At 45.3% G+C, this 24,084-nt stretch carries 24 protein-coding genes and 1 pseudogene; 12 read left to right on the top strand and 13 right to left on the bottom strand.

Annotation, left to right across the window (positions count from 1 at the left end; genetic code table 11):
• The 5 genes from M2125_RS09570 to M2125_RS09550 form a co-directional block, all read right to left on the bottom strand.
• Window positions 1-203, bottom strand: a 203-nt coding sequence (locus tag M2125_RS09570; protein ID WP_280742881.1) for a histone H1-like repetitive region-containing protein, incomplete at its 3' end; no start/stop codon positions are given.
• 330 nt (window positions 204-533) lie between these two features.
• The gene (locus M2125_RS09565) at window positions 534-1,718 is read right to left on the bottom strand and encodes a ribonucleotide-diphosphate reductase subunit beta (protein WP_076023984.1); all 1,185 of its coding nucleotides are present in this window, start codon (window positions 1,716-1,718) and stop codon (window positions 534-536) included.
• A 45-nt stretch (window positions 1,719-1,763) separates the two neighbouring features.
• A complete protein-coding gene (locus tag M2125_RS09560) occupies window positions 1,764-4,670 on the bottom strand; it encodes a ribonucleoside-diphosphate reductase subunit alpha (RefSeq protein WP_425334184.1) in 2,907 nt (968 codons plus the stop codon).
• Window positions 4,671-5,000: 330 nt separating this feature from the next.
• Window positions 5,001-5,786 carry a 1,6-anhydro-N-acetylmuramyl-L-alanine amidase AmpD gene (gene ampD / locus M2125_RS09555; protein WP_280742882.1) on the bottom strand — a complete coding sequence of 262 codons (786 nt, stop codon included), beginning with the start codon at window positions 5,784-5,786 and terminating at the stop codon, window positions 5,001-5,003.
• Window positions 5,787-5,797: 11 nt separating this feature from the next.
• Window positions 5,798-6,655, bottom strand: coding sequence for a cytochrome C assembly family protein (locus M2125_RS09550; protein ID WP_280742879.1), 858 nt, complete (start codon window positions 6,653-6,655; stop codon window positions 5,798-5,800).
• Window positions 6,656-6,675: 20 nt separating this feature from the next.
• Here M2125_RS09550 and ffh point away from each other — a divergent pair, with 20 nt between their 5' ends.
• On the top strand, window positions 6,676-8,058 hold the full coding sequence (ffh, locus tag M2125_RS09545; protein WP_280742878.1) for a signal recognition particle protein: 1,383 nt from the start codon (window positions 6,676-6,678) through the stop codon (window positions 8,056-8,058).
• Here ffh and M2125_RS09540 read toward each other — a convergent pair whose 3' ends face one another.
• Window positions 8,059-9,801 (bottom strand): proline--tRNA ligase, encoded by a 1,743-nt coding sequence (locus M2125_RS09540; protein ID WP_280742877.1) that lies wholly within the window; start codon window positions 9,799-9,801, stop codon window positions 8,059-8,061.
• Between the two features lie 48 nt (window positions 9,802-9,849).
• On the opposite strand from M2125_RS09540, the gene M2125_RS09535 reads away from it, so the two are divergent.
• Window positions 9,850-10,449: an RNA pyrophosphohydrolase gene (locus tag M2125_RS09535; protein WP_280741396.1), complete on the top strand. Its 600-nt coding sequence runs from the start codon at window positions 9,850-9,852 to the stop codon at window positions 10,447-10,449.
• The gene (locus tag M2125_RS09530; RefSeq protein ID WP_280742876.1) at window positions 10,446-11,009 is read left to right on the top strand and encodes a CNP1-like family protein; all 564 of its coding nucleotides are present in this window, start codon (window positions 10,446-10,448) and stop codon (window positions 11,007-11,009) included. Before M2125_RS09535 ends, M2125_RS09530 begins: the two co-directional genes overlap by 4 nt.
• A gap of 30 nt (window positions 11,010-11,039) precedes the next feature.
• Here M2125_RS09530 and proB read toward each other — a convergent pair.
• The 4 genes and pseudogenes from proB to rplU form a co-directional block, all read right to left on the bottom strand.
• Window positions 11,040-11,816 (bottom strand): annotated as a pseudogene (gene proB / locus M2125_RS09525) (glutamate 5-kinase); the annotation flags it as partial.
• 20 nt (window positions 11,817-11,836) lie between these two features.
• The gene (cgtA, locus tag M2125_RS09520) at window positions 11,837-12,925 is read right to left on the bottom strand and encodes an Obg family GTPase CgtA (RefSeq protein ID WP_076023977.1); all 1,089 of its coding nucleotides are present in this window, start codon (window positions 12,923-12,925) and stop codon (window positions 11,837-11,839) included.
• 88 nt (window positions 12,926-13,013) lie between these two features.
• Window positions 13,014-13,274 (bottom strand): 50S ribosomal protein L27, encoded by a 261-nt coding sequence (gene rpmA, locus M2125_RS09515; RefSeq protein WP_011902041.1) that lies wholly within the window; start codon window positions 13,272-13,274, stop codon window positions 13,014-13,016.
• A 15-nt stretch (window positions 13,275-13,289) separates the two neighbouring features.
• Window positions 13,290-13,601: a 50S ribosomal protein L21 gene (rplU, locus tag M2125_RS09510; RefSeq protein ID WP_041484800.1), complete on the bottom strand. Its 312-nt coding sequence runs from the start codon at window positions 13,599-13,601 to the stop codon at window positions 13,290-13,292.
• Window positions 13,602-13,676: 75 nt separating this feature from the next.
• Here rplU and M2125_RS09505 point away from each other — a divergent pair, with 75 nt between their 5' ends.
• Both M2125_RS09505 and M2125_RS09500 read left to right on the top strand, forming a co-directional pair.
• On the top strand, window positions 13,677-14,681 hold the full coding sequence (locus M2125_RS09505) for a polyprenyl synthetase family protein (protein ID WP_076023976.1): 1,005 nt from the start codon (window positions 13,677-13,679) through the stop codon (window positions 14,679-14,681).
• A gap of 14 nt (window positions 14,682-14,695) precedes the next feature.
• The gene (locus M2125_RS09500) at window positions 14,696-15,463 is read left to right on the top strand and encodes a fumarylacetoacetate hydrolase family protein (protein ID WP_280741398.1); all 768 of its coding nucleotides are present in this window, start codon (window positions 14,696-14,698) and stop codon (window positions 15,461-15,463) included.
• Between the two features lie 65 nt (window positions 15,464-15,528).
• Here the strand turns inward: M2125_RS09500 and M2125_RS09495 are convergent, their stop codons facing one another.
• Entirely contained in the window at window positions 15,529-16,560 is a 1,032-nt protein-coding gene (locus M2125_RS09495; protein ID WP_076023974.1) for a 2-dehydropantoate 2-reductase, read from the bottom strand.
• A 169-nt stretch (window positions 16,561-16,729) separates the two neighbouring features.
• On the opposite strand from M2125_RS09495, the gene M2125_RS09490 reads away from it, so the two are divergent.
• Complete coding sequence (locus M2125_RS09490; protein ID WP_280741399.1) at window positions 16,730-17,704, top strand: squalene/phytoene synthase family protein; 975 nt, start codon at window positions 16,730-16,732, stop codon at window positions 17,702-17,704.
• Here the strand turns inward: M2125_RS09490 and M2125_RS09485 are convergent.
• Window positions 17,701-18,213 (bottom strand): methylated-DNA--[protein]-cysteine S-methyltransferase, encoded by a 513-nt coding sequence (locus M2125_RS09485; protein WP_076023972.1) that lies wholly within the window; start codon window positions 18,211-18,213, stop codon window positions 17,701-17,703. The two genes, M2125_RS09490 and M2125_RS09485, sit on opposite strands and share 4 nt — an antisense overlap.
• A gap of 118 nt (window positions 18,214-18,331) precedes the next feature.
• Here M2125_RS09485 and M2125_RS09480 point away from each other — a divergent pair, with 118 nt between their 5' ends.
• Genes M2125_RS09480 through zapD form a run of 6 tightly spaced genes read left to right on the top strand, consistent with a single transcriptional unit; the run spans window position 18,332 to window position 23,662 of the window.
• Window positions 18,332-19,624, top strand: coding sequence for an HlyC/CorC family transporter (locus M2125_RS09480; RefSeq protein WP_277540573.1), 1,293 nt, complete (start codon window positions 18,332-18,334; stop codon window positions 19,622-19,624).
• Window positions 19,621-20,691 (top strand): GspE/PulE family protein, encoded by a 1,071-nt coding sequence (locus tag M2125_RS09475; RefSeq protein ID WP_277540576.1) that lies wholly within the window; start codon window positions 19,621-19,623, stop codon window positions 20,689-20,691. The genes M2125_RS09480 and M2125_RS09475 overlap by 4 nt, the downstream gene beginning before the upstream one ends.
• Entirely contained in the window at window positions 20,688-21,758 is a 1,071-nt protein-coding gene (locus M2125_RS09470; RefSeq protein ID WP_233126689.1) for a type II secretion system F family protein, read from the top strand. Before M2125_RS09475 ends, M2125_RS09470 begins: the two co-directional genes overlap by 4 nt.
• A 13-nt stretch (window positions 21,759-21,771) precedes the next feature.
• Window positions 21,772-22,257: a prepilin peptidase gene (locus M2125_RS09465; RefSeq protein WP_280742875.1), complete on the top strand. Its 486-nt coding sequence runs from the start codon at window positions 21,772-21,774 to the stop codon at window positions 22,255-22,257.
• Entirely contained in the window at window positions 22,212-22,898 is a 687-nt protein-coding gene (coaE, locus tag M2125_RS09460) for a dephospho-CoA kinase (RefSeq protein WP_083657547.1), read from the top strand. Before M2125_RS09465 ends, coaE begins: the two co-directional genes overlap by 46 nt.
• Window positions 22,899-22,909: 11 nt before the next feature.
• Window positions 22,910-23,662, top strand: coding sequence for a cell division protein ZapD (zapD, locus tag M2125_RS09455; RefSeq protein WP_280742874.1), 753 nt, complete (start codon window positions 22,910-22,912; stop codon window positions 23,660-23,662).
• Here the strand turns inward: zapD and M2125_RS09450 are convergent.
• On the bottom strand, window positions 23,659-24,081 hold the full coding sequence (locus M2125_RS09450; protein ID WP_076024656.1) for an NUDIX domain-containing protein: 423 nt from the start codon (window positions 24,079-24,081) through the stop codon (window positions 23,659-23,661). The two genes, zapD and M2125_RS09450, sit on opposite strands and share 4 nt — an antisense overlap.
• Window positions 24,082-24,084: the final 3 nt, after the last annotated feature.

Raw genomic sequence — 24,084 nt, 5'->3', positions numbered from 1 at the left:
ACTTTTTTAGCAGCAGGCTTCTTAGCAGCTACTTTTTTAGCAGCAGGCTTCTTAGCAGCTACTTTTTTAGCAGCAGGCTTCTTAGCAGCTACTTTCTTAGCAGCAGGCTTCTTAGCAGCTACTTTCTTAGCAGCAGGCTTCTTAGCAGCTACTTTTTTAGCAGCTGGTTTCTTTGCAGCAACTTTTTTCTTGGCGATTGCCATAGTAATGCTCCTTCACGTGAGGATTAGTACAAACTACCGATTAAGAAGACCCGACCATTCATTTCCGCTTTGCTTTGCAGCAGATTGGATCCGACGAGCGAGCCATTCATCGGCGCGCGGCTTGATGCTAGGTGCTGCACGCTAATGAATCCTGGAAAAAAAGCCGAAGCCCCAAAGGGCAACGGCTTTTTGAATTTGCTTGAAAAAATAGAGATAGTGGACCAAATACCCTTCAATGAAGGGTTTTGGAAGTTCACTTTGGTTTGCTGACTCTTAATACTGTCCAACCGTCTAATCTCCTATTTAGCCGGTCATGCGCTTTTTACTTTTTTATTCCCAACTTAGCGCACCACCGGTTTGATACTCAATAACGCGTGTCTCAAAAAAGTTTCGTTCTTTTTTCAGATCAATCATTTCTGACATCCATGGGAATGGATTCTCTTCATTTGGGAACATCGCGTCAAGTCCTATTTGCAAACATCTGCGATTACAAATGTATCTTAGGTATCCTTTGAACATCGGAGCGTTCAATCCGAGCACCCCACGAGGCATCGTATCTTCGGCATAACGGTACTCTAATTCCACTGCTTTTTCGAAGATAGATTTAATCTCGTCTTTGAACGCAGAAGTCCATAACTGCGGGTTCTCCAGCTTGATTTGATTAATCAAATCGATCCCAAAATTACAGTGCATAGACTCATCGCGAAGGATGTATTGATACTGCTCAGCAGCGCCCGTCATTTTGTTTTGACGACCCATTGCAAGTATTTGCGTAAAACCAACATAAAAGAACAAACCTTCCATCACGCAAGCAAAAACAATGATGGAGCGAAGTAATTTTTGATCGTTTTCTAAAGTGCCTGTTTTGAAATTCGGATCCGTCAGAACATCAATAAACGGAATTAAGAACTCATCTTTGGCACGAATAGACTCCACTTCGTTATACGCATTGAAGATTTCGCTTTGATCTAAACCCAAAGATTCAACAATATATTGATATGCATGGGTATGAATCGCCTCTTCAAATGCTTGGCGCAATAGATATTGACGGCATTCGGGAGCTGTAATGTGGCGATATGTGCCCAAAACGATGTTATTTGCCGCTAATGAATCAGCGGTAGTAAAGAAACCCAAGTTGCGCTTAATAATGCGGCGCTCATCTTCGGTAAGGCCATTTGGATCTTTCCAAAGCGCGATATCGCGATTCATATTGATCTCTTGCGGCATCCAATGATTGGCACAACCAGCTAAATATTTCTCCCAGGCCCATTTATATTTAAATGGCACCAACTGGTTAACGTCGGTTTTTGCATTTATCACGCGCTTATCAGCAGCATTGACTCGCAGTGCTGCGCCACCAGTCAAAGATGCTGTCTGCAGTGGTGCAGGTGCAGCATTTTGTGGTGCCATTGCCACTTCGTCTAGTTGTGGACGTGCTGGTTCTACTGCTACCGGCTGCGGTGCAAGACCTGCTTTAGCTAATGCAGGAGCAACTTCCTCTTCCCAATTCAACATCACTTTCTCCTAAATTCTTTCATTTCCGATCAGCAAGCAAATTGCTTACTGACATGCTTCACATTCTTCAAAACCAGCATCGCCTGGACGCATAGTGCAAACCGGACCATCTGCTTCTTGCGCAGCAGCATCAGTTCCATTCACGCCGCCACCGCTAGAAACTGCATTCAATTGGCCGCTAGCAACAGTAGATTTCTCAACGTGGGTTGCGGCCATAGTACGCAGGTAATAAGTTGTCTTCAGGCCGCGCAACCATGCCAACTTATAAGTGTCATCCAATTTCTTGCCTGAAGCACCGGCCATGTAGATATTGAGAGACTGAGCTTGATCAATCCACTTTTGACGACGTGAAGCAGCCTCTACGAGCCAAGTTGGCTCAACTTCAAACGCAGTGGCGTACAGATCACGCAAATCTTGCGGTACGCGGTCAATCTTAGACAAAGTACCGTCAAAGTATTTCAAATCAGCAATCATGACTTCATCCCACAAGCCACGCTCTTTCAAGTCGCGCACCAAATACTCATTAACAACCGTAAATTCACCAGAGAGGTTGGATTTAACAAACAAGTTTTGGAAGGTAGGCTCAATACATGCAGACACGCCAATAATATTTGAAATCGTTGCAGTAGGTGCAATAGCTACGCAATTGGAGTTGCGCATTCCATACTGCTTGATATTGGCACGTAAAGCATCCCAGTTCATGGTTGAAGAACCATCTACCTCAAGATAACCACCGCGCTCTTGAGCCAATAATGCCACTGAATCCTGTGGGAGAATACCGCGATCCCACAATGAGCCCTTGTAAGTGCTGTAAACACCGCGCTCTTGAGCCAATTGATTAGAGGCCTCATAAGCGTAGTAGCAAACCGCTTCCATTGAAGAATCAGCAAACTTCACAGCCTCTTCACTGGCATAAGGAATGCGTTGCATGTGCAAGCAATCCTGGAAGCCCATGATGCCCATGCCCACTGGCCTGTGCTTCAAATTGGAGTTGCGTGCTTTAGCAACTGCATAGTAGTTGATATCAATCACGTTATCGAGCATGCGCATTGCGGTATGGACTGTTCTTTGGAGCTTCTCGTGATCCAAAACCAATTTTCCATTGGCATCCATCTTCATATGAGCAGTTAAGTTCACAGAGCCCAAGTTACAAACAGCGATCTCATCATCATTTGTATTGAGGGTGATCTCAGTACACAAGTTAGAAGAATGCACTACGCCAATATGCTGTTGTGGGCTACGAATATTGCAAGGATCTTTAAATGTAATCCATGGGTGGCCAGTTTCAAACAACATACCCAGCATCTTGCGCCACAATTGCTGCGCAGGAATGCGACGGAATGGCTTTAATTCACCGCGATCAGCTTTTTGCTCGTAGGCAACATAAGCCTCTTCGAATGCCTTGCCAAACTTATCGTGCAGATCAGGGGTATTGGATGGTGAGAACAAAGTCCAGTCACCGTTTTCCATGACGCGCTTCATAAACAAATCAGGAATCCAGTTAGAGGTATTCATATCATGCGTACGACGACGATCATCGCCAGTGTTCTTACGCAGCTCCAAGAACTCCTCAATATCCAAATGCCATGTCTCTAAGTAGGCACATACTGCACCCTTACGCTTACCACCCTGGTTTACCGCAACAGCAGTGTCGTTAACCACTTTCAAGAATGGCACTACACCTTGTGATTTGCCATTTGTTCCCTTGATATGGCTACCTAATGCGCGCACGTTAGTCCAATCATTACCCAGACCACCGGCAAACTTAGATAACAGGGCGTTTTCTTTCAGGGCCTCGTAAATACCATCCAAATCATCAGCAACAGTAGTTAAGTAGCAGCTAGAGAGCTGCGGACGGGTTGTCGCTGAGTTGAACAAGGTTGGCGTGCTGGACATGAAATCAAATGTAGACAAGATTTCATAAAACTCGATTGCACGACGCTCGCGATCCAATTCATTTAAAGCCAAGCCCATCGCCACGCGCATAAAGAAAGCCTGCGGCATTTCAATGCGACGCTCTTCAATGTGCAAGAAATAACGGTCATACAGCGTTTGTAGACCAAGGTAATTGAACTGCAAATCACGGCTAGCGTTTAGTGCTGCAGCCAGTCTTGGTAAATCGTATTCACGCATGCGTGGATCGAGTAATTCCGCAGAAACGCCTTCATTAATGTACTTAGCAAAGTAATTGCTGTACTCAGACTGCATATCACCTTGCAATACCTCTTTACCCAAGATTTCCTTGCGGATCACGTGCATCAAAATACGCGCAGTTACCTGGCTATAGGCAGGATCTTTTTCGATCAATGTGCGAGAAGCCAAAATAGCAGAGTCATAGACCTGCGCCATTGGTACGCCATCATATAAATTTTTGATTGTTTCGGTAATGATTGGGGTCGCCTCAATATGACTACCCAAACCCTCACAAGCAGCCTGAATGATGGTACGCAAGGCGGCCATATCCAATAACTTCTCAACCCCGTTATCGCTTACTTTGATACCAGGCTCATTCATTTGCAAGGAAGTTTGTGATTCCTGAGCAACCACTTGCTGTGCAGCGCGCTCTTGATTGCGCTTTTCACGATAAAGGACATAAGCACGAGCAACGTTATGTTCACCACTACGCATCAAGGCCAATTCAACCTGATCCTGAATATCTTCAATATGGAAGGTTCCGCCATTAGGGCGGCTACGCAACAAAGCGCGCACTACCGCATGCGTTAATTGCTCCACTTGTTCGCGTACACGCGCAGAAGCGGCACCTTGACCTCCATTTACCGCTAAAAATGCCTTGGTGACTGCAATAGCAATTTTGGATGGCTCAAATGCAACAACAGAACCATTGCGGCGAATAATTTTGTAATCAGACAATTGGGTAGCTTGAGCACCCCCAACCCCCCCTGCAACAAAACCAGCCGATGGGGCCTGATGAAGGCCCTCAACTGAACCCATTCCTGGGTTATTTGCTCTGGCGGGCTGTCCCGCTGCCTGAGGATTAGCGTAAGTCATGTTTCTCCTGCTTATATATAGTTATTTGGTGAAAAAAATCTTTTGAAAACAATGGGGTATTGCGGGTCTAAAACACTACATCTAGTGCTTCAAAGTGCATTGATGACTAAGTATAGGGAAATATTTTCGATTTGGTAAGGTATTTCTGACGATTATTTATAAGTATTTTTACTAATATTTTCGGAAAATTTGCGTCCAATTTGGTGCGAAATTTTGACCCCTTTTTAGGCAAAGGGAGAGAAAGTAAGCGGGCACTTACATACTAATATTGAACTAGCGTTTCGCTAAGCCAAAGGGAAAGTATTTAAGAGAAATACCTGTCTTTTTTTGGAACTTTTCCCAGTCAAACTGAATTCCAGGATCGGTTTTTCGATTTGGAGCAATGTCACTATGTCCAGCAAATTGGATTGAGGGATATTTCTTTCTCAGCTGACCAACCAAGGCCGCCAATGCTTGATATTGCAGCTCTTCAAATGGCGTATCTCCATCACCCTCCAACTCAATCCCAATCGAAAAGTCATTGCACTGCTCTCGCCCAAGAAATGAAGAGAGCCCCGCATGCCAAGCCCTCTGATAGATAGAGACAAATTGAATGAGTTCGCCCTTGCGCGATATTAGGAAGTGGCTAGAGACCTTTTGATCGGCAATTTCCACAAAATATGGGTGTAAATTCGGATCCAGCTTATTTTGGAAAAAATCAATGATGTACTTAGTACAGTTTTGCTCTACAAACTGACTAGGTGGCAGACTAATGTGGTGAATGACTACTAAGTCTGGCTCAAGGTCTTGAGGGCGTTCATTCTGATTAGGCGAGAACTGCCAACTGGCAGCACCAACCCAACCCCGCTCATCAACACCATGCAAATGCTCATTTGAACAGTAATACCTGCCCTCCTGCGCAATAGCATCACTCAGCGGGAGATAGACCTTGCAATACTGACACTGTGTCATTGGTTTGACGGGCGGTATCTTCATTTGTGGGGCATTCTTTATATCAAAAGCAGCTTGCCTTTGGCGTTTGAGCCAACGGTAAAAAATAGCCCCAACAAAGACCAACAAAAGCCACTTAATCAACTGTTGACGCTCTTTTGAAGAATGACTTCCATGACAAATCGACTGCCAACATAGGCCAACAGTAAGGCTGTATAGGCGCTCAATACCCAGCGCACTGCCATACGGCCACGCAATCCTACCCGCCACCGAGCAATTAAGAGCCCGGCAAAGAGAATCCAGGAGAGCAGCGCAAATACTGTTTTATGATCAAACACCAACGGTCTACCAAACAAGGTTTGAGAGAACAGTAAGCCTGAAAATACAGTCAAACTTAAGAGCACAAAGCCCACGTACAGCAGGTTAAATAACAAACTTTCCATTGTCATCAAGGGGGGTAGATCCTCTAGCCATTGGGCAGGACGGCTGTTTGGAATAATTGCTAACTGGCGATGTAGTGCCCGATCTTGAATACTCATTAACATGGCATGCATCGCCGCTAAACTGAGTAGACCAACAGCCATCGTTGCGACAATAAAATGAGCCTTAAACCAGGGATCCGAAACGGCTTTTGGAGAAATCAAGGCGCCTGGGAATACGGTAGGCAAAAAGGCACAAATCATCGCGAAAATTAAGGCCAGCCAACGCAAGCTGGAAATCGGCAAAAACCAAGACTGAAACCAATAAAAAGCCAAACCAACCCAAGCAATCAAAGATAAATCTTGCGCAAAGCCAAATACAAAGCCTTGATCAGTAAACACGGAGTTATGCAACTGCACCCCATGAATCAGCAAAATGACAAAAATCGCAGCCTGGATGAAGCCAGAAAATAACTTGGACTCCGTCGAACCCTTTGTTCTCAAGGTCAAAATGACTAAAAGAAGCAAATAAAGTGCGCAGGGCAGCCATCCGTAACTCGAGTAACCTAAAATATCCATCTGGAAAGTCTAATCGATAAATGCTAGAAAACCTCACCGACCGTCTATCTCGCGTTGTAAAAACAATGCGTGGCCAAGCCCGCCTCACCGAAAGCAACACTGCCGACATGTTGCGGGAGATTCGCTTAGCCTTACTGGAGGCGGATGTAGCCCTTCCAGTAGTTAAAACGCTACTTGAGCAAATTAAATTTAAAGCCCTTGGTGAGGAAGTGGTCGGCAGCCTCAGTCCTGGCCAAGCTCTTGTTGGGGTAGTTCAGCGTGAATTAGCCCATATCATGAAGGGTGATGGCCAGCAAAGTGGTGAGCTCAATTTAGCAACCCAACCTCCGGCAGTCATTCTCATGGCCGGCTTACAGGGTGCAGGTAAAACTACCTCTGTCGGCAAATTAGCCAAGTGGCTGCAAGAGAAAAAGAGAAAGAAGGTGCTGACAGTTTCTTGTGACGTATATCGCCCTGCTGCAATTGAACAGCTTCAAACTGTCAGTAAACAAGTAGGCGCCGATTTTTTTCCGAGTGATACCAGCCAAAAACCGAACGACATTGCGCTAGCTGCCCTAGATTGGGCGCGCCGTCATTATTTTGATGTTGTCATTGTCGATACTGCTGGTCGCTTGGGTATTGATGAAGCCCTCATGCAAGAAATTAAAACCTTGCATGCCAGCCTCAATCCAATTGAAACCCTTTTTGTGGTTGATGCGATGTTGGGTCAGGATGCTGTGAATACAGCCAAGGCCTTCCATGAGGCACTTCCACTGACTGGGGTGATTCTCACCAAGCTGGATGGCGATTCACGTGGTGGTGCAGCATTATCCGTTCGTCAAATTACCGGGGTACCACTTAAATTCATCGGTGTTGCTGAAAAGATGGATGGGCTTGAAGCCTTTGATGCGGATCGCATGGCAAACCGCATTCTGGGTATGGGTGATATCCTCGCCCTGGTTGAACAAGCGCAGCAACATGTTGATGTAGCCAAAGCAGAAAAGCTTGTAAGTAAGATTTCTAAAGGTGGGTTTGATCTTGGCGACTTTCGTGATCAACTCTCTCAGATGCAGCAAATGGGTGGCATGGCTAGCTTGATGGAGAAATTACCCAGTCATATGGCGCAAGCAGCATCAAAAACAAATTTAAGTGCCGCCGATAAGCAAACTAAACGTATGCGTGGAATTATTGACAGTATGACGCCGCGTGAACGTGCCAAACCTGAATTACTCAAAGCGAGTCGTAAACGCCGTATTGCTGCCGGCGCTGGCGTTCAAGTGCAAGAAGTCAATCGTCTACTTGCTCAGTTCGAGCAAATGCAAACCATGATGAAGCAATTCAAAGGCGGAAAAATGGCGCGTGCCATGGCAGGAATGGCTGCCAAAGGAGCCGCCAAAGGTCTTGGCGGACTCTTCAAAAAATAATTAATGAATTGAGTTTTTTGCTGCCTGAACAGCGGCAATCACCTTGTCTTTAATTTGCCCGAGTGGAATATTTTGGGACTCAGTATCCGTGCGCCCTTTAAATTCAACCTGAGAATCTGCTAAACCACGATCACCAACCACCACGCGGAATGGAGCACCAATTAACTCCCAGTCTGCAAACATTGCACCGGGACGCTCATTTCGGTCATCCAGAATCACATCAATACCAGCGGCTAACAAATCATCATGTAATTGATCACATGCGGCTTTAACTGCCTCTGACTTCTCGTAGCCCATGGGACAAATAACCACTTCAAACGGGGCCATCGAGATTGGCCAAATAATGCCCTTCTCATCATGCCCTTGTTCAATTGCGGCACCAAGTAAGCGAGTAACACCAATACCGTAACAACCCATCACCATCGGCTGGGCTTTCCCTTGTTGATCCAGATACGTACAACCCATCGCCTCTGAGTAACGCGTGCCCAATTGAAATACATGGCCTACTTCAATCCCGCGACAAATTTCCACAACCCCTTTGCCATCGGGTGATGGATCTCCCGCTACTGCATTACGGATATCCATCACTACAGGCTCAGGTAAATCACGACCCCAGTTCACACCAGTCAAGTGATAGCCAGCATCATTGGCACCACATATAAAATCAGACATATTGGCAACAGTGCGATCTGCAATCACGGTCACATTAGCATTGACACCCACAGGGCCCAGGTAGCCGGCAGGTGCATTACATGCTTGCTGAATCTCCGCCTCTGAAGCAAAACGAGACTCCGCCATACCTGGAATCTTGCTTGCTTTAATTTCATTTAATTCATGATCGCCACGCAGCAAGAGCATGAATAATTTAGCTGGACCATTGTCTTGATCAGCAGCAAACAACAAGGATTTGACGGTATTTTGTAGAGGCAGCTTTAAGAACTGCGCCACCTCCGCGCAATTTGTTTTTTCAGGAGTAGCTACTTTTTGCATTAACTCTTTTGCATCAGCACGCGTAGCGATGATTGCTACCGACTCAGCAGCCTCTAGGTTGGCAGCGTAATCCGAATTGGGGCAATAGACGATGGCATCTTCGCCAGTATCTGCGATCACATGGAACTCTTGGCTACCAGAACCGCCAATAGCGCCATTATCAGCAGTAACCGCGCGGAACTTCAAGCCCATCCTCTTGAAAATACGAGTGTAGGCATCAAACATGATTTGATAGGACTTCTTTAACCCCTCGGTATCGCGATCAAAAGAGTAGGCATCTTTCATACTAAATTCGCGCCCACGCATAATGCCAAAACGTGGGCGGCGCTCATCGCGGAACTTGGTTTGAATTTGATAAAAATTCACAGGCAATTGCTTGTAACTCTTAATCTCATTACGAGCTAAATCGGTTACCACCTCTTCAGAAGTCGGCTGAATTAAAAAGTCACGATCATGACGGTCTTTAATACGAAGTAGCTCAGGCCCCATTTTTTCCCAGCGGCCCGTCTCTTGCCATAACTCAGCAGGCTGAATCATTGGCATCAACAATTCAATCGCGCCTGCACGGTTCATTTCTTCGCGGATGATATTCTCAACCTTGCGAATCGACTTCAAGCCTAAGGGCAAATAGTTATAAATACCCGCGCTCAATTTGCGGATAAGACCTGCGCGCACCATCAATTTGTGCGAAACCACCTCAGCGTCAGAGGGGGCTTCTTTAAGCGTGGCGAGAAATGATTGAGATGCTTTCATGAATGGATATAATCAAATCATTGATTTTAAAGGATTTGAGGCACGATCATGCTTGACCGTGAAGGGTATAGAGCCAATGTCGGCATTGTCCTACTCAACAGCCATAACGAGGTTTTCTGGGGAAAACGCGTTGGGCAGCATTCGTGGCAGTTCCCGCAGGGCGGAATTCAGCATGGCGAAAGCCCTGAGCAGGCCATGTATCGCGAATTGCATGAGGAGGTTGGCTTACTGCCAGAGCATGTCCAGATTATTGGACGGACCAGGGATTGGCTTCGTTACGATGTCCCTGAGGAGTATTTGCGCCGTCAACATAGCACACGGGTTCACCGTGCCGCTTATCGTGGCCAAAAACAAATTTGGTTTCTTCTGCGTTTAGTCGGTTTAGATAGCGATATTCATCTACGTGCCTCGGAACACCCAGAATTTGATGCTTGGCGCTGGGTACCCTTTTGGATTCAGCTAGATGCGGTAATTGACTTCAAACGCGAGGTTTATCAGCTAGCACTTTCAGAATTGGCGCGTTATTTATCTCGTGGAGTGCGTTTACAGCAACTTGCATGGGGCTCGCCCTTAGATTTAATTCAATCCTTCTACTCAAATACAGATGAGCAAGTCAAGGAAGCTAACCCTAGAGATCAATCTTCATGATATTAAAAAAACGTCAGTTTGCACTGTACTCACTCATTTTTAGCGTGGTCATCGGGCTAATGGCTTGTGCAAGTGACCCCATGGAAAGTGGCTTAGATCCGTTTGCACCTATGGTTTTTAAAGAAGGGGAAACCACCCTTCCCTTAAACCCACCCAACCAAGAAACCCTAGTACCCTTTTATGTTTCTAATAACGCGGTATTTAAGTTTGCAATTGATACTGACTCTATTTCAGCCGATCCCGATGGCGTAACGCGCTATACGGTTGTAATGACCAGCCCCAACGGCAATCAACAGACACAATATGAAGGTATTCGCTGCGACTCATTTCAGTGGCGTTTATATGGAAATTTCGATAACGGTAAGTGGAAAGAAAATACCTTAAGTAGCTGGAAGGATATCAAAGACCACAATCCCAATCGCTACCAAGCTGCTCTGGCTCAGGGTGCTTTTTGCAATATAAGCACCCAAGTTAAGAGCACTAAAGCCATAGTGCAATCTCTCAATCCAAAAGGATTTACGGGTGGCGTAAAGCCTACTAATTCCAACGGGGTTCAATAGCCCAGCTTGAAGAGGGCTTTATTTGGAACGCAGATAAGTCCCGATTGCTTCGCCCTTTAATAGGCGGGTTAAAACGTGGGGCTCACGACCAGAAGCGATCACGGTATCGGTACCACTGAGAGCGGCTACCTTAGCAGCCAGTACTTTAGTGAGCATGCCCCCTTTACTAAGCGCGCTACCTGCGCCGCCGGCCATTTTTTCTAATGCTGGATCTCCAGCAAGCACCTCACTTAATAGGGTTGCGCTCGAGTCATAACGCGGATCGGCTGTAAATAAACCACCCTGATCTGTCAGAATGACTAATAGATCAGCATGAATTAAGTTGCTTACAAGAGCAGCAAGGCTATCGTTATCACCAAACTTAATTTCATCAGTAACAACCGTATCGTTTTCGTTGATGATAGGAACTACGCCCAACTTGAGTAAGGTGTCTAAAGTTGCTTTTGCATTTGCATTGCGTTCAGGATGAGCTAGATCTGCATTGGTCAATAAGACCTGGGCACTACGTAAATTAAATTGTGCAAAACAACTTTCATAAACCTGCACTAGCCCCATTTGACCAACCGCAGCAGCAGCTTGTAATTGATGAATTTCTTGTGGGCGTTTAGTCCAACCCAAGCGCTGCATGCCCTCTGCAATAGCTCCTGAACTCACCATCAAGACTTCATGGCCAGAACGTAAGAGCGCGGCCAGTTGCTCAGCCCACATTGCAATGGCACCATGATCCAAGCCCTCACCATTATTGGTTACCAGGCTAGAGCCCACCTTCACAACGATTCGTTTTGCTTTTTGTACAGTCATATCCATTGAGCGTATCAAATGCGTATTTAATCTGGGGTTTTATCTTCGTTTTGATCTTGATAGCGAGGATCTGCAGCACGTTCATCCGCTTCATCGCGATTACGACGTACTGAATCCAAGTAATCCTGTAAGGAGTAACAAAGCTTGTCACATCCAAGTCCAGTCAAAGCAGATATCTCAAAAACAGGGCCAGTCCATTTGAATTTCTTAATAAAGTCAGCAACCACTTTTTTGCGATCTTCTTCGGGAATCATATCGACTTTATTAAGCACTAACCAACGTGGTTTCTCAACCAAAGCTTCGTCATACTTACGTAGTTCATTGACGATCGCTTTTGCATCAGCAACGGGATCAATATTCTCATCAAAAGGAGCAATATCTACCAAATGCAACAGAACACCCGTGCGCTGAAGATGACGTAAGAAACGATGCCCCAAGCCAGCACCCTCTGCAGCACCTTCAATCAAACCTGGAATATCTGCGATTACGAAGCTGCGCTCACTACCAACTCGTACCACACCCAAATTGGGATGTAACGTGGTGAATGGGTAATCAGCAATTTTTGGACGCGCATTAGAGACCGCAGTAATCAAAGTAGATTTACCAGCATTAGGCATGCCTAGTAAACCTACATCGGCCAATACCTTTAATTCCAACTTCAGCTTGCGTCTTTCCCCCGGCTTACCATTTGTCTTTTGACGTGGTGCGCGGTTCGTACTACTCTTAAAGTGAATATTTCCCCAACCGCCAACACCGCCTTGGGCCAAGCAGAGACGCTCGCCATGGGTTGTTAAATCCGCAATTGGTTCACCAGTTTCATAATCAGCAATGATGGTTCCCACTGGCATACGCAGTTCAATATCGTCACCCGCACGGCCATAGCAATCTGCACCACGTCCAGGCTCACCGTTTTTAGCGGTGTGTGTTTTTGCGTAACGATAGTCCACCAAGGTATTGATATTGCGATCGGCTACAGCCCAAACGCTACCGCCTTTACCGCCGTCCCCACCATCAGGGCCACCGAATTCAATAAACTTTTCGCGACGCATGGAGGCGCTCCCGGCGCCACCTTGGCCAGCTATGACTTCAATACGAGCTTCGTCTATGAATTTCATGAATAAAAAAGGCCTCGCACTAGCGAGGCCTGTTCCTAAGGGTTAAATTCGGAATAAATCTGAATCAAACGTGTCTCAGTCAGGCGCCTTATGAACGCGGCAGAACTGAAACCTGGGCCTTCTTCAAAGCACCCTTAACGCCGAATTCCACTTGTCCGTCAATTAAAGCAAACAAAGTGTGATCCTTACCAATACCAACGTTTGCACCAGGATGAACTCGTGTGCCACGTTGACGAATAATGATGCTGCCAGCATTAATGTGCTCGCCACCAAATACCTTAACGCCTAAGCGTTTCGATTCTGAGTCGCGGCCATTTCGTGTTGAGCCGCCGCCTTTTTTCTGTGCCATATTTCTCTCCTGCTCTTAGGCTTTGATCGTGTTAATCAGAATTTCTGTGTAATTCTGACGATGGCCTTGGTGCTTTTGATAATGCTTGCGACGGCGCATCTTAAAGATTGTCACTTTATCGTGACGTCCCTGGGAGACGACAGTGGCCATCACAGCTGCACCATTAACCAATGGATCACCCAGTTTGAGTGATGCGCCTTCGCCTACGGCGAGGACTTGGTCAAGAGTGATTTCGCTGCCGATTTCCGCTGGTATCTGTTCTATTTTCAATTTTTCGCCTGCAGCAACTTTATACTGTTTGCCACCGGTTTTTATGACCGCGTACATGGTTTGAAACCTCAATTAATATCTACATTTAAGCTAATCCACCCTGGAGAAGCTAAGCCCATTATTATATCTTGCATGACGAGCACTGTCAAAAACAATCAATTAAGTCAGATTTTGGCCCCAATTTCCTTATATTTCAAGGACTTAGACGAGGTTATTCGCCAGCGACTGGCCTCTAAGGTCGCCTTAATTGACCAAATCTCTACATATATCATCCAGGCGGGTGGAAAGCGTATACGACCAGCCCTACTGCTCTTAGTCGCTAAAGCACTAGCCAATGGCCAACCCACCCCTCATGCACTTGAACTGGCCGCGGTGGTCGAATTTATCCACACAGCCACTCTGCTGCACGATGATGTTGTGGATGAATCCACCCTGAGAAGGGGTCGAGAGACCGCAAATGCTGCCTTTGGTAACGCTGCTAGCGTTCTAGTTGGCGACTTTTTGTACTCCCGCGCCTTTCAGATGATGATCGGCCCAAATGACTTAAGGGTCATGCAAATTCTCTCTGATGCAACCAATACGATTGCCGAGGGTGAAGTGTTGCAGTTATTGAACATGAATGACCCAGAAGTGGATGAAGCGAGCTACCTACAAGTCATTCGCTATAAAACTGCCAAGCTATTTGAAGCTTCGAGCGAACTTGGAGCCATCCTGGCAAAATCAAATGTTGCTCAACGAGAGCAAGCCGCCGCTTTTGGCAGACACATAGGCACCGCCTTCCAATTAATGGATGATTTATTGGACTACACCGCCAATGCTGAGCAAATGGGTAAAAATGCAGGCGATGATCTGCGTGAAGGGAAGCCAACCCTACCCCTGATTTATCTTTTAGAAAATGGCAGTACAGAGGAGCGCCTCCTCGTACGCGCTGCGATTGAGCAGAATCAAGACCTACCACAAGATGTCTTTTTACAAATTCTCAAAGCCGTTCAAACTTCTGGCGCACTCGATTACACCCATGCAGCCGCTAAACGAGAGGCTGATCTCGCATTCGAATGCATTAAAGACTTTCCAGAAAATGAGGCTACAAGCGCTTTACATGCCTTGTGTGAATACTCGCTAGCAAGACAAACTTAAAGAAGGAAATACAGATGACTCAATGGCTACGCTTTCAACACCAAGGTAAATCTGGTTTAGGCCAAGTCCAAGGAGATCAGATTGCGGTTTATACGGGAGATCTTTTTAATGGGCCGATTGCTAGCGGTAAGCTCCTCAAATTAAATGAAGTAACCATTGATATTCCATGTACTCCATCAAAGATGGTTGCCATGGTTGATAATTTTTATGCGCTCGTTACCAAGTTAGAGCACGCTGTCCCAGCCGAGCCCCTGTATTTTTTAAAAGGTAATAATTCTTTCTTAGCAGCAAACCAAGTGATTCGCACTCCAAAATCCTATTCAGGAAAAGTAGTCTACGAGGGCGAGCTAGGGATTGTGATTGGCAAGCACTGCCATGAAGTCGATGAGCAGACTGCTGCTGTTGCTATTTTTGGATACACCTGCATTAATGACGTTACTGCGATTGAAATTTTGAATCGAGATCCAGGCTATGCTCAATGGACACGCTCAAAGAGCTTTAACACCTTTGGTGTGTTTGGGCCCTACATCACGACTGATGTAGATCCAAGCAAGCTTTACATTAAAACGATCTTGAATGATCAAGAGCGTCAAAATTATCCGATCGCTGATATGATTTTTCCACCCGCAAAACTAGTCAGCCTCATCTCCCAAGATGTGCCACTAGAGCCTGGGGACATCATTGCATGTGGAACCTCTGTTGGCGTTGGATCGATGAAACCCGGCAGCAATGTCAGCATCATTATTGAAGGTGTGGGACGTTTAGATAATCGATTTGAGTAACGCAAGTCTTCAAAAAGAAAAAGCCCTCAACAATCAGTGAGGGCTTTTTTATTGCCGAATGAATATTAATTCAGAGCGTAACAATCACCTACCGGCGGTAAAGCCAAACTTCCGCCAGTTGCTTGAATATTTTCATCAAGGTATTTAGTCAAAGCAAAAACAGTATTTAAACAAGGTGTCGGGGTATTGGTAATCTTACCTAGCTCAATCACAGAGCCCAATAGAGCATCGACCTCCAAACTGCGTCCCGCCTCCAAGTCTTGCAGCATGGAGGTTTTATGCTTACCAACTTTTTCAGCGCCTGCGATGCGTCGCTCAATATCCACCCGGAAGGTCACACCTAATTTGCCCGCAATGGCTTGGGCTTCGGCCATCATATTGCGCGCCAAGTCACGCGTTAAGGGAAATTGGCAAATGCCTTCTAAAGTTCCATGCGTGAGCGCACTAATTGGATTAAACGTCATATTGCCCCATAGTTTGAGCCAAATCTCGGAACGAATATCCTCAAGCACTGGTGACTTGAAACCTGCCTGGGTCATCATTTCTGACATTTTTTGCACTCGCTCAGTCACTTCACCATTTAACTCACCCAAGGGGAAGCGATTACCTTCGACCAGGCGAATGACACCAGGCGCCTCAGAGAAAGTGGCTGGATAAACTACGCAACCAATAATGTTATCTGGGTTAATTGCCTTTTTAGCAACACCACCAGCATCTACCGTCTCAACAGTGTGATCTTGATACTCGCCTGAGAGTTTTTGGAAATACCACCAAGGAATGCCATTTTGCATTGGAATCAAAATGGTTTCCGGGCCGACTATCGCTGCCAAATCATGAATAATTGGATCTACCTGATGGGCCTTTACGGCCAAAATAACAACATCTGGCGTTTCAACATCAGTTATTTTTTCAACGGCCTTCACTTTTGCAACCAATGGCTCTGGATGTTCATCGTGAATGAGCGTTAAACCGCGCTCCTTAATTGCCGCAAGCGTTGCCCCCCTTGCAACTACCGTGACATCATTTCCTGCGCGCGATAGCATGACTGCTAAGTAACCGCCAATTGCGCCGCCACCTCCAATTACACAGATTTTCATAAGAACCCCATAAGAATAAAAAATAGTTAATTACTTCCATACTAGATGAGAATTTTTTGCATCGCAACAAATTAACACTGCACCTCGGGTTTTCACCAATTCGGTGCTAAAAACAATCCCCATGGATAGGGTCGAATATTTCAATAAATGGGTCTGACATAATTCAGCAGTGAATTACCACGATGAAAACCCCTCTGCCGATCTGGCATATCAAAAGACCATCTTGGGCTCGGTATCGCGTACTTTCGCGTTAACCATCCCACTGCTACCGCCACCAATTGAGAAGGTAGTTGGAAACACCTATTTGCTATGCAGAATCATTGACACCATTGAGGATGCCGCTGAACTTGCTCCAGAAGCTAAATATCACCTTTCCAAGTTATTTCTAGATGCCGTACTTGGAAAAATTCCTGTTACTAGTTTTGTCAGTCCTTGCTTGGAAGCGCTCAAAAATTATCCGAATCAAGATGAACTTGATCTCATTTCACATACGCCAACTGTTTTAAGAATTTTGCATACTTGCCCTACTAATGATCAGCTTGCGATAGCTCGATGCGTATCGATCATGTCAGAAGGCATGTCACACTTTCACAGCAAGCAATCTCAAAATGGCCTGTCTGATTTAAATGAGTTCGAAAAGTACTGCTATGTTGTTGCAGGGGTTGTAGGGGAGTTGCTCACGACTATTTTTAGCAACTACTGTCCAGAGTTTGCGAAAAATATTAAAGGTCAAGAAGCGTTGGCAATTGCATTTGGTCAAGCGCTGCAAATGACTAATATCTTGAAGGACTCAGAAGCAGACCAAGCACGTGGAGTATCTTGGAAGCCCCGCGATATGAGTGAGTCCGAACTGCTTCAGGTGGCCTATCAAAAGCTTGTAGAGTCTCTAAATTACATATTGCTCATTCCTAAACCAGAATTTGGCATAAGACGCTTTTGCTTCCTCGCTTTTGGGTTAGCTGTGATGACCCTCAATCTCATTACCAAAAGAGATTCATTTTCACAAACTCAAGAAGTGAAATTATCTCGAAAAATGGTGCTCGCTTTTTATAGCTTTACCAGCATCGCAGCCAACAGCAACCTCATCATGAAGCTCTTCTTTAGGCTGGTAGGAGCACGCCTAAAAAGAGCCAGCACCGCTTAAAGTGCCCCCTCATGCTTTAAAAGCCAGATCTTAATTTGGCGATAAAGACCCGGGCTATCTTCTTTCATAAACCCACCAAGGCCAGCACTAGAGACTACGCGATGGCAAGGGGTAATGATGGGATAGGGATTGGCACCGCAAGCACCTCCTACGGCACGTGCTCCACTGCGTATATCGCCTGCAAGCACGCCATAAGTCCTGGTTTTACCCGAAGGGATATCTCGAATGCAATGCCAAACCTGTTGCTGGTAAATAGTGCCTCTAGGCTTCAAAGGCACATCAAATTGGTGAGCAGGATTTTTAAAATACAGCTTGCATTGGCGCGCCAATTCTTTTGCCAAGGCATTTTGGGGTGCACTGAGTGCTTTATCTGCCGGCAAATAATCTACTCTTGAAATCATCAAACTACCATCGACCATGTCCGTGGCAATTCCAAGTCTGCCAAAGGGCGCGCTGATAACACAATATTGCTCAGATTTTGACGAAGAATGACGCATAGGCAGCTTCATGAGGAAGATTCTGACACACTTTATTGAGTAAGTACGAGGCCTTTTTCAGCCAAATATATGGCCTCTGAAATCATGCTTTGCTATATTGAGTCTTCCTCATTCTTTGCAGGTATTCCGAATGGATACGTTTTTTCATGATTGGCCCTTTGCAGCACAGGTAGCCCTTGTGATTTTTTTGCTGGCACTTTCAGGTTTCTTCTCAATGGCCGAAACCAGCATGCTTTCGTCCAATCGCCATCGCTTACGTGCAATGGCTAATAGCGGCAATGCTGGTGCAGCTTTAGCAGCTAGGTTATTAAAAAGAATTGACTCCCTTTTATCAGTCCTTTTAATTTCTAACAATTTAATCAATACCGTTTTACCAATTTTAGTAACAGGTATCGCGCTTCATATTTTTGGAGATAGCGGTCTCGTTTTATCCGTTGCTACCTTAGTTGTCGCATTGCTCATTATTATTTTTAGTGAAATTACTCCAAAAGTGATTGGCGCTGCATTTCCAGAAAAAATTGCCTCCAATGTTGGTTGGCTGATCCTTCCCCTTACCTATTTCTTAAAACCCTTACTTTGGTTTATTAACAATTTTGTGTCGGGCCTCATGAAGGTATCTGGCCTGCAAGCTAACACCGAAAACAGAACAATGAGTAAGGAAGAGTTACGAAGTTTAGTGCTTGAATCCAATCGCTTCGTCTCTACGCATCACCGTAATATTTTGCTCAATCTATTTAATTTGGAAACGATTTCGGTAGACGATGTAATGACCCCAAGATCGAAGATTGAAATACTCGATCTCTCACGACCGATTAATGAAGTAGTAGAGCAGCTTGAAACCTGTTATCACAATAAGTTACCAGTCTGTGACGGTGATTCTGAGCGCATCATTGGTATTTTGTCAGTTAAGAAAACCCTTTCCCTACTTGGAAACGCTGAGCTAAAACATGAAGACTTTCGCTCTTTAGTGAGCGAGCCTTACTTTATTCCTAGCGGAACACCTGTATTGCAACAAATGCAATTTTTTCAAGACAATCAGCAACGCTTAAGTCTTGTAGTGAATGAGTATGGTGAGGTGCTCGGTCTAGTCACGTTTGAGGATATTGTTGAAGAGCTCATTGGTGAATTCACCACCTCTTTTTCAAACCTGTCTAATGATCCTCGGTGGCTAGCAGATGGTACGTATTTAGCAAATGGTGGGGCTTCATTGCGCGACTTAAATCGCCTACTTAATCTAGACCTTCCATTGGATGGACCTCGCACACTCAATGGTCTGATCCTAGAAAAATTAGAGGCTATTCCGGACCATGATGTCAGCATGCGAATCGCTGGCATCGTCATGGAGATCATTCAATTTGATGAGCATGGCGTGAAAACCGTCAAACTATATCAACCCACACCTAATACTAAAAAATTCGATTGAGCTATGCACCAGATGACTCACTAATTATTCGGACCTGGCAAGACATTGCAGCATCCGCACTTTGCTCTCGGGCAACTGATATACATATAGAGGCGCACACTTTAGAGACAGTTGTGCGCGTTCGTATCGATGGCCAATTAGTATTGGGCTCATCTTACTCAATTCATCTTCATGAGCGCTTACTCACACGTATCAAAATGTTGGCGCGGTTAGATATTGCTGAAAAACGGCTTCCGCAAGATGGTCGGCTTTCGATTGGACATGATTTCTCTGCCCCCGATATTGATTGCAGGGTTTCGATACTCCCGACCCTTTATGGTGAAAAAGCGGTAATTCGCATTCTTCCAAACAAGGTAGAGGAATTGGCACTTGATCAACTTGGATTTTTACCTGAGCAACTCCAGCTCTTCAGAAGCGCTATTCATCAGACCAATGGATTGATCTTAGTAACAGGCCCAACAGGAAGCGGCAAAACACGCACACTTTACAGCTGCCTCAGCGAACTTAATCAAATACATCGCAATCTTTGTTCAGTTGAAGATCCTATCGAAATTAGATTGCCCGGAGTCAATCAGGTAGCCTATCACCCTAAAGCTGGCTTGGATTTTCCAACCATTATTCGCGCCCTCTTACGACAAGATCCCGATGTCATCATGATTGGAGAAATTCGCGATAGTGCAACTGCCGAACTAGCGATACAAGCGGCACAAACAGGTCATCTTGTTCTGAGCACTTTACATACCCGCAATGCAATTGGTGCCATTGCACGACTTCAGAGCCTAGGGGTACATTCAGAATCGCTGGATTCCTGCTTACAATGCATTAGTTCCCAAAGATTAATTCGCAAGCGTTGCCTCTGTCATGTTCATCCAAAAACCACACCCTGCAAAATCTGCAAAGGGACAGGCTATTTTTCTCGTCTAGGAGTGCATGAGGTGCTTAATTTAAAAACCTTAAAAGATCCACACTCACATTATTTAAAGATGCATGATGCCGGAATGCATTACGTCAAAGCAGGCATCATTGATCAAGCCGAGCTCGAGCTTGAGGTAGGAAGCTGCCATTGAATATTCTTCATTTTCGATCCAAAAAATTAAACCATCATGATCAACTCCAATTTGCACAACAGCTTTTGGCACTCTTACAAGCTGGCCTGCCACTTCTAAACGCCATCAAGCTGCTATCGCGCTCATCTGCCAAGGAGCAGTCTCAATGGATTGATGGTCTCCATCAGAAACTACAACAGGGCAATAGCCTCTCTGATTGCCTAAGGACGCAGGATGTTCAATGTTCTATTGAATTTATCAACCTCATACAAGTTAGCGAGCGATCTGGGCAACTGTCCTTAGCCCTAGAAACAATTTGCGAACAACTAGAATCCCAGATTGAATTACGCAGAAAGATTATCCAATCACTGAGCTATCCTGCCATTACATTAGCTAGCTCCCTACTCTTAATGCTTGTCATGATAGTTTGGGTAGTGCCTGTATTTAAAGAAGTTTTTGAGCACTTTAAAGCAGACCTGCCAGCCCCTACCCGCGCATTAATTGGCATCTCAGGCCTCATTCAAAATACTTTTATAGAGCTATTGATCACTCTATTCATTATCTTGAGTGGATTGATTCTATTTTGGAGAAAATCAAATCGATTACAGAGACAGTGTGATCGCCTCAGCTTTTCTATTCCAGTAATTGGCAAGCTATTTCGCCTGGCTACGCTGACTTACTGGTGCCGCACCCTCGGAAACTTACTCGACACTGGACTCCCCTTACCAGATGCATTGAGAATCACAGCACAATCATCTAATCATTGGCTCAGCCATGACATTAGCGCGGATATCTTTAAACATTTAGCACGCGGGTGGCCTTTTGGTAAAGCCTTGATACGCGCAGACCCGCAACATCTACTTTTTGATATTGAAACCTTACATCTCCTTGAAATTGGCGCAGAAAGCGGTTCCCTTGCACAGATGCTGCGCAAACGCTCCAAGATGCTTGGGGCACAATTGAGTAATCAATTAAATACCTTAAGTCAGAGCTTAGAACCCTTATTAATTATTTTTGTGGGCTCAATAATTGGTGGCCTAGTGATAATCTTATATCTCCCTATTTTTAGTTTAGGGCAGATAGTCTAATGAGGCCTTCAATATGGATGTATTAATTCAGGTATTTCTGGTCTGCATATTGGCGTATCTTGCCTACATAGACTTGAAATCATTTCGCTTGCCTGATGCAATTACCATTCCGCTTCTTTTATCTGGGATTGCTTTTAACAGTTTCACCAACATGGCCTTTGTGAAACCGATTGCAGCTATTGGTGGCGCTCTATTGGGATATTTTTTCCTATGGGTACTCAATTTTCTATATCGCTGCATAAAGAAACGAAATGGCATTGGTATGGGGGATGCCAAGCTGTTAGCAGCCCTGGGAGCATGGTTTGGCTGGCTGGCAATTCCTCAAATTCTCTTCATCGCCTCCGTCTTTGGGTTAATTGGGGGGATGGTATGGTTAGCCTGGAATAGGCAAAGTCATCACCAGCCATTTCCTTTTGGCCCATTTCTTGCTATTGCTGGCATTATTCAATTGTTATGGCCCCAAATCCTCCAGTTACTCCTGCAAATCCAACCGACCTGAAGGCCTTAAAAGGCCAATTGCCATTAATTGGCTTAACAGGAGGTATTGGCTCAGGAAAAACCACGGTAAGCACTCTACTATCTCAATTAGGAGCTGGCATAGTCGATACCGATCTGATTGCCCACCAGATTACAGCCCCTCATGGCAAAGCAATCGCTTTGATTAAAAAGGAATTTGGCCCACATTTTATTGACCCGAACGGTGCTTTGGATAGAGCAAAAATGCGTGCTCTGGTTTTTGAAGATCCTCACTCGAGGGAGATTTTGGAGCGCATTACCCACCCCCTCATTCGAGAAGAAACTATTTCTCAGGCATGGAATCTTGCAAAAGATGGGTGCGCATATATCGTCTTTGTCGTTCCTTTATTAATTGAGTCCAAGGCCTGGCTTGAACTGATTGACCATTTGGTAGTAGTTGACTGTCCCGAAGAGATACAAATTAGCAGAGTGATGCAGCGCAGCAATTTGACGCGCCCGGAAGTTGTACGCATCTTAAATGCTCAAGTTTCCAGAGAAGAGCGTCTATCCCATGCTGATACGATTCTTCAAAATAATGGCAATTTTGAAGAATTAAGCAATCAGGTTCATCTTTTTCACCAAAAAATACTAGATAGTGCGAAGGGTTTACCAACTTCGTCATAAAATATAAAACTGTGATCGTCTACGAATACCCCTTTAACGAACTAGTCCGAAGCATGCTTCGACTCGAGTATCTGTTCGCGCGGTTCAATCACTTTCTGCGATCAGACGACCCAGAGTTGCATCACAATGCCCTTGCTACTTTGTTTGACTTGGGTGACATCGGCTCAAGGGGCGATATTAAGTCCCTGCTCCTTAAAGAATTTGAACGCCAGAAATATGCGCTCAATGGATTAAAGTCATCTCAAAAAGTAGACCAAGAGGCACTGTCTCAAACATTATCAGAAATTGGGTTGGCAGCAATTAACATCAATCAATCGCTCGGCAAACCCAATATGGCGATTACTGAAAGTGAATGGCTCAATGCCATTCGTACTCGCCTAAATATTCCAGGTGGAACCAGTCCGATTGATTTACCGAGCTACCATGCTTGGAAAAATAGTCCGAGCAATCAGCGTCGTGAATTACTAGAATCTTATGTAGCGCCACTTTTGCCGTGGCATGAGGCGTGCCAAATCTTTTTACGTCTTGTGCGTCAGTCAGGTGAAGCTAAAGAAGTGGTGGCGCATCAAGGTGCTTTTCAACAAGCACCCTCCGGAAAAGTCTATCAACTCATGCGTATCGCGGTTGAAGATGACACGCTGTTCTCAGAAATTAGCGCAAACAAATATCTGCTCTCTGTTCGCTTCTTAAAATCGGATCGTGATAAAAAGGCACAACTCGTTAATACCGATGTGCCATTTAGACTGACACTCTGTCAGCTTTAAACCAATAACAACTTTAGTTTTTCAAGCATTGGCCAGGCGGCTGGCAACATAGGCTCAACACTGGGGCGATCTTGGGATAGTAGTTGCCAAGATAACTGCTGGCCCTCGCAACCCGCTGGGGTCCCACACCAATTGCGAATGACACTGACGTGAAGGCGAACATAGGCATGGGGATAATCATGCTCTAGGACAGTAAGTTCTTGGCTATCTAAAATTTCAATACCGAGCTCTTCTTTTAACTCTCGCTTGAGGGCCTCAAAAACAGTCTCCCCTTTTTCAATCTTCCCGCCAGGCACTTCCCAATAGCCAGCATAAGGCTTACCTTCAGGGCGTTGCCCCAATAAATATCGACCCTCAGAATCCAGGAGAATTCCAGCGGCTACTTCGGTGACGGGGCGATTTGATGGGGAAGCTGTCATGAA

The sequence above is a fragment of the Polynucleobacter sphagniphilus genome, assembly GCF_029892205.1.
Taxonomy (GTDB): domain Bacteria; phylum Pseudomonadota; class Gammaproteobacteria; order Burkholderiales; family Burkholderiaceae; genus Polynucleobacter; species Polynucleobacter sphagniphilus.
This window is presented reverse-complemented; position numbering and strand designations above follow the sequence as displayed.

What these genes read in the sequence shown, in the direction of transcription:
- M2125_RS09565 (WP_076023984.1), bottom strand. Translation starts at nt 1,718, where the DNA reads ATGTTGAATTGGGAAGAGGAAGTTGCTCCTGCATTAGCTAAAGCAGGT.
- M2125_RS09560 (WP_425334184.1), bottom strand. Translation starts at nt 4,670, where the DNA reads ATGGGTTCAGTTGAGGGCCTTCATCAGGCCCCATCGGCTGGTTTTGTT.
- M2125_RS09550 (WP_280742879.1), bottom strand. Translation starts at nt 6,655, where the DNA reads ATGGATATTTTAGGTTACTCGAGTTACGGATGGCTGCCCTGCGCACTT.
- ffh (WP_280742878.1), top strand. Translation starts at nt 6,676, where the DNA reads ATGCTAGAAAACCTCACCGACCGTCTATCTCGCGTTGTAAAAACAATG.
- M2125_RS09540 (WP_280742877.1), bottom strand. Translation starts at nt 9,801, where the DNA reads ATGAAAGCATCTCAATCATTTCTCGCCACGCTTAAAGAAGCCCCCTCT.
- M2125_RS09535 (WP_280741396.1), top strand. Translation starts at nt 9,850, where the DNA reads ATGCTTGACCGTGAAGGGTATAGAGCCAATGTCGGCATTGTCCTACTC.
- M2125_RS09530 (WP_280742876.1), top strand. Translation starts at nt 10,446, where the DNA reads ATGATATTAAAAAAACGTCAGTTTGCACTGTACTCACTCATTTTTAGC.
- cgtA (WP_076023977.1), bottom strand. Translation starts at nt 12,925, where the DNA reads ATGAAATTCATAGACGAAGCTCGTATTGAAGTCATAGCTGGCCAAGGT.
- rpmA (WP_011902041.1), bottom strand. Translation starts at nt 13,274, where the DNA reads ATGGCACAGAAAAAAGGCGGCGGCTCAACACGAAATGGCCGCGACTCA.
- rplU (WP_041484800.1), bottom strand. Translation starts at nt 13,601, where the DNA reads ATGTACGCGGTCATAAAAACCGGTGGCAAACAGTATAAAGTTGCTGCA.
- M2125_RS09505 (WP_076023976.1), top strand. Translation starts at nt 13,677, where the DNA reads ATGACGAGCACTGTCAAAAACAATCAATTAAGTCAGATTTTGGCCCCA.
- M2125_RS09500 (WP_280741398.1), top strand. Translation starts at nt 14,696, where the DNA reads ATGACTCAATGGCTACGCTTTCAACACCAAGGTAAATCTGGTTTAGGC.
- M2125_RS09495 (WP_076023974.1), bottom strand. Translation starts at nt 16,560, where the DNA reads ATGAAAATCTGTGTAATTGGAGGTGGCGGCGCAATTGGCGGTTACTTA.
- M2125_RS09485 (WP_076023972.1), bottom strand. Translation starts at nt 18,213, where the DNA reads ATGAAGCTGCCTATGCGTCATTCTTCGTCAAAATCTGAGCAATATTGT.
- M2125_RS09480 (WP_277540573.1), top strand. Translation starts at nt 18,332, where the DNA reads ATGGATACGTTTTTTCATGATTGGCCCTTTGCAGCACAGGTAGCCCTT.
- M2125_RS09465 (WP_280742875.1), top strand. Translation starts at nt 21,772, where the DNA reads ATGGATGTATTAATTCAGGTATTTCTGGTCTGCATATTGGCGTATCTT.
- coaE (WP_083657547.1), top strand. Translation starts at nt 22,212, where the DNA reads ATGGCCCCAAATCCTCCAGTTACTCCTGCAAATCCAACCGACCTGAAG.
- M2125_RS09450 (WP_076024656.1), bottom strand. Translation starts at nt 24,081, where the DNA reads ATGACAGCTTCCCCATCAAATCGCCCCGTCACCGAAGTAGCCGCTGGA.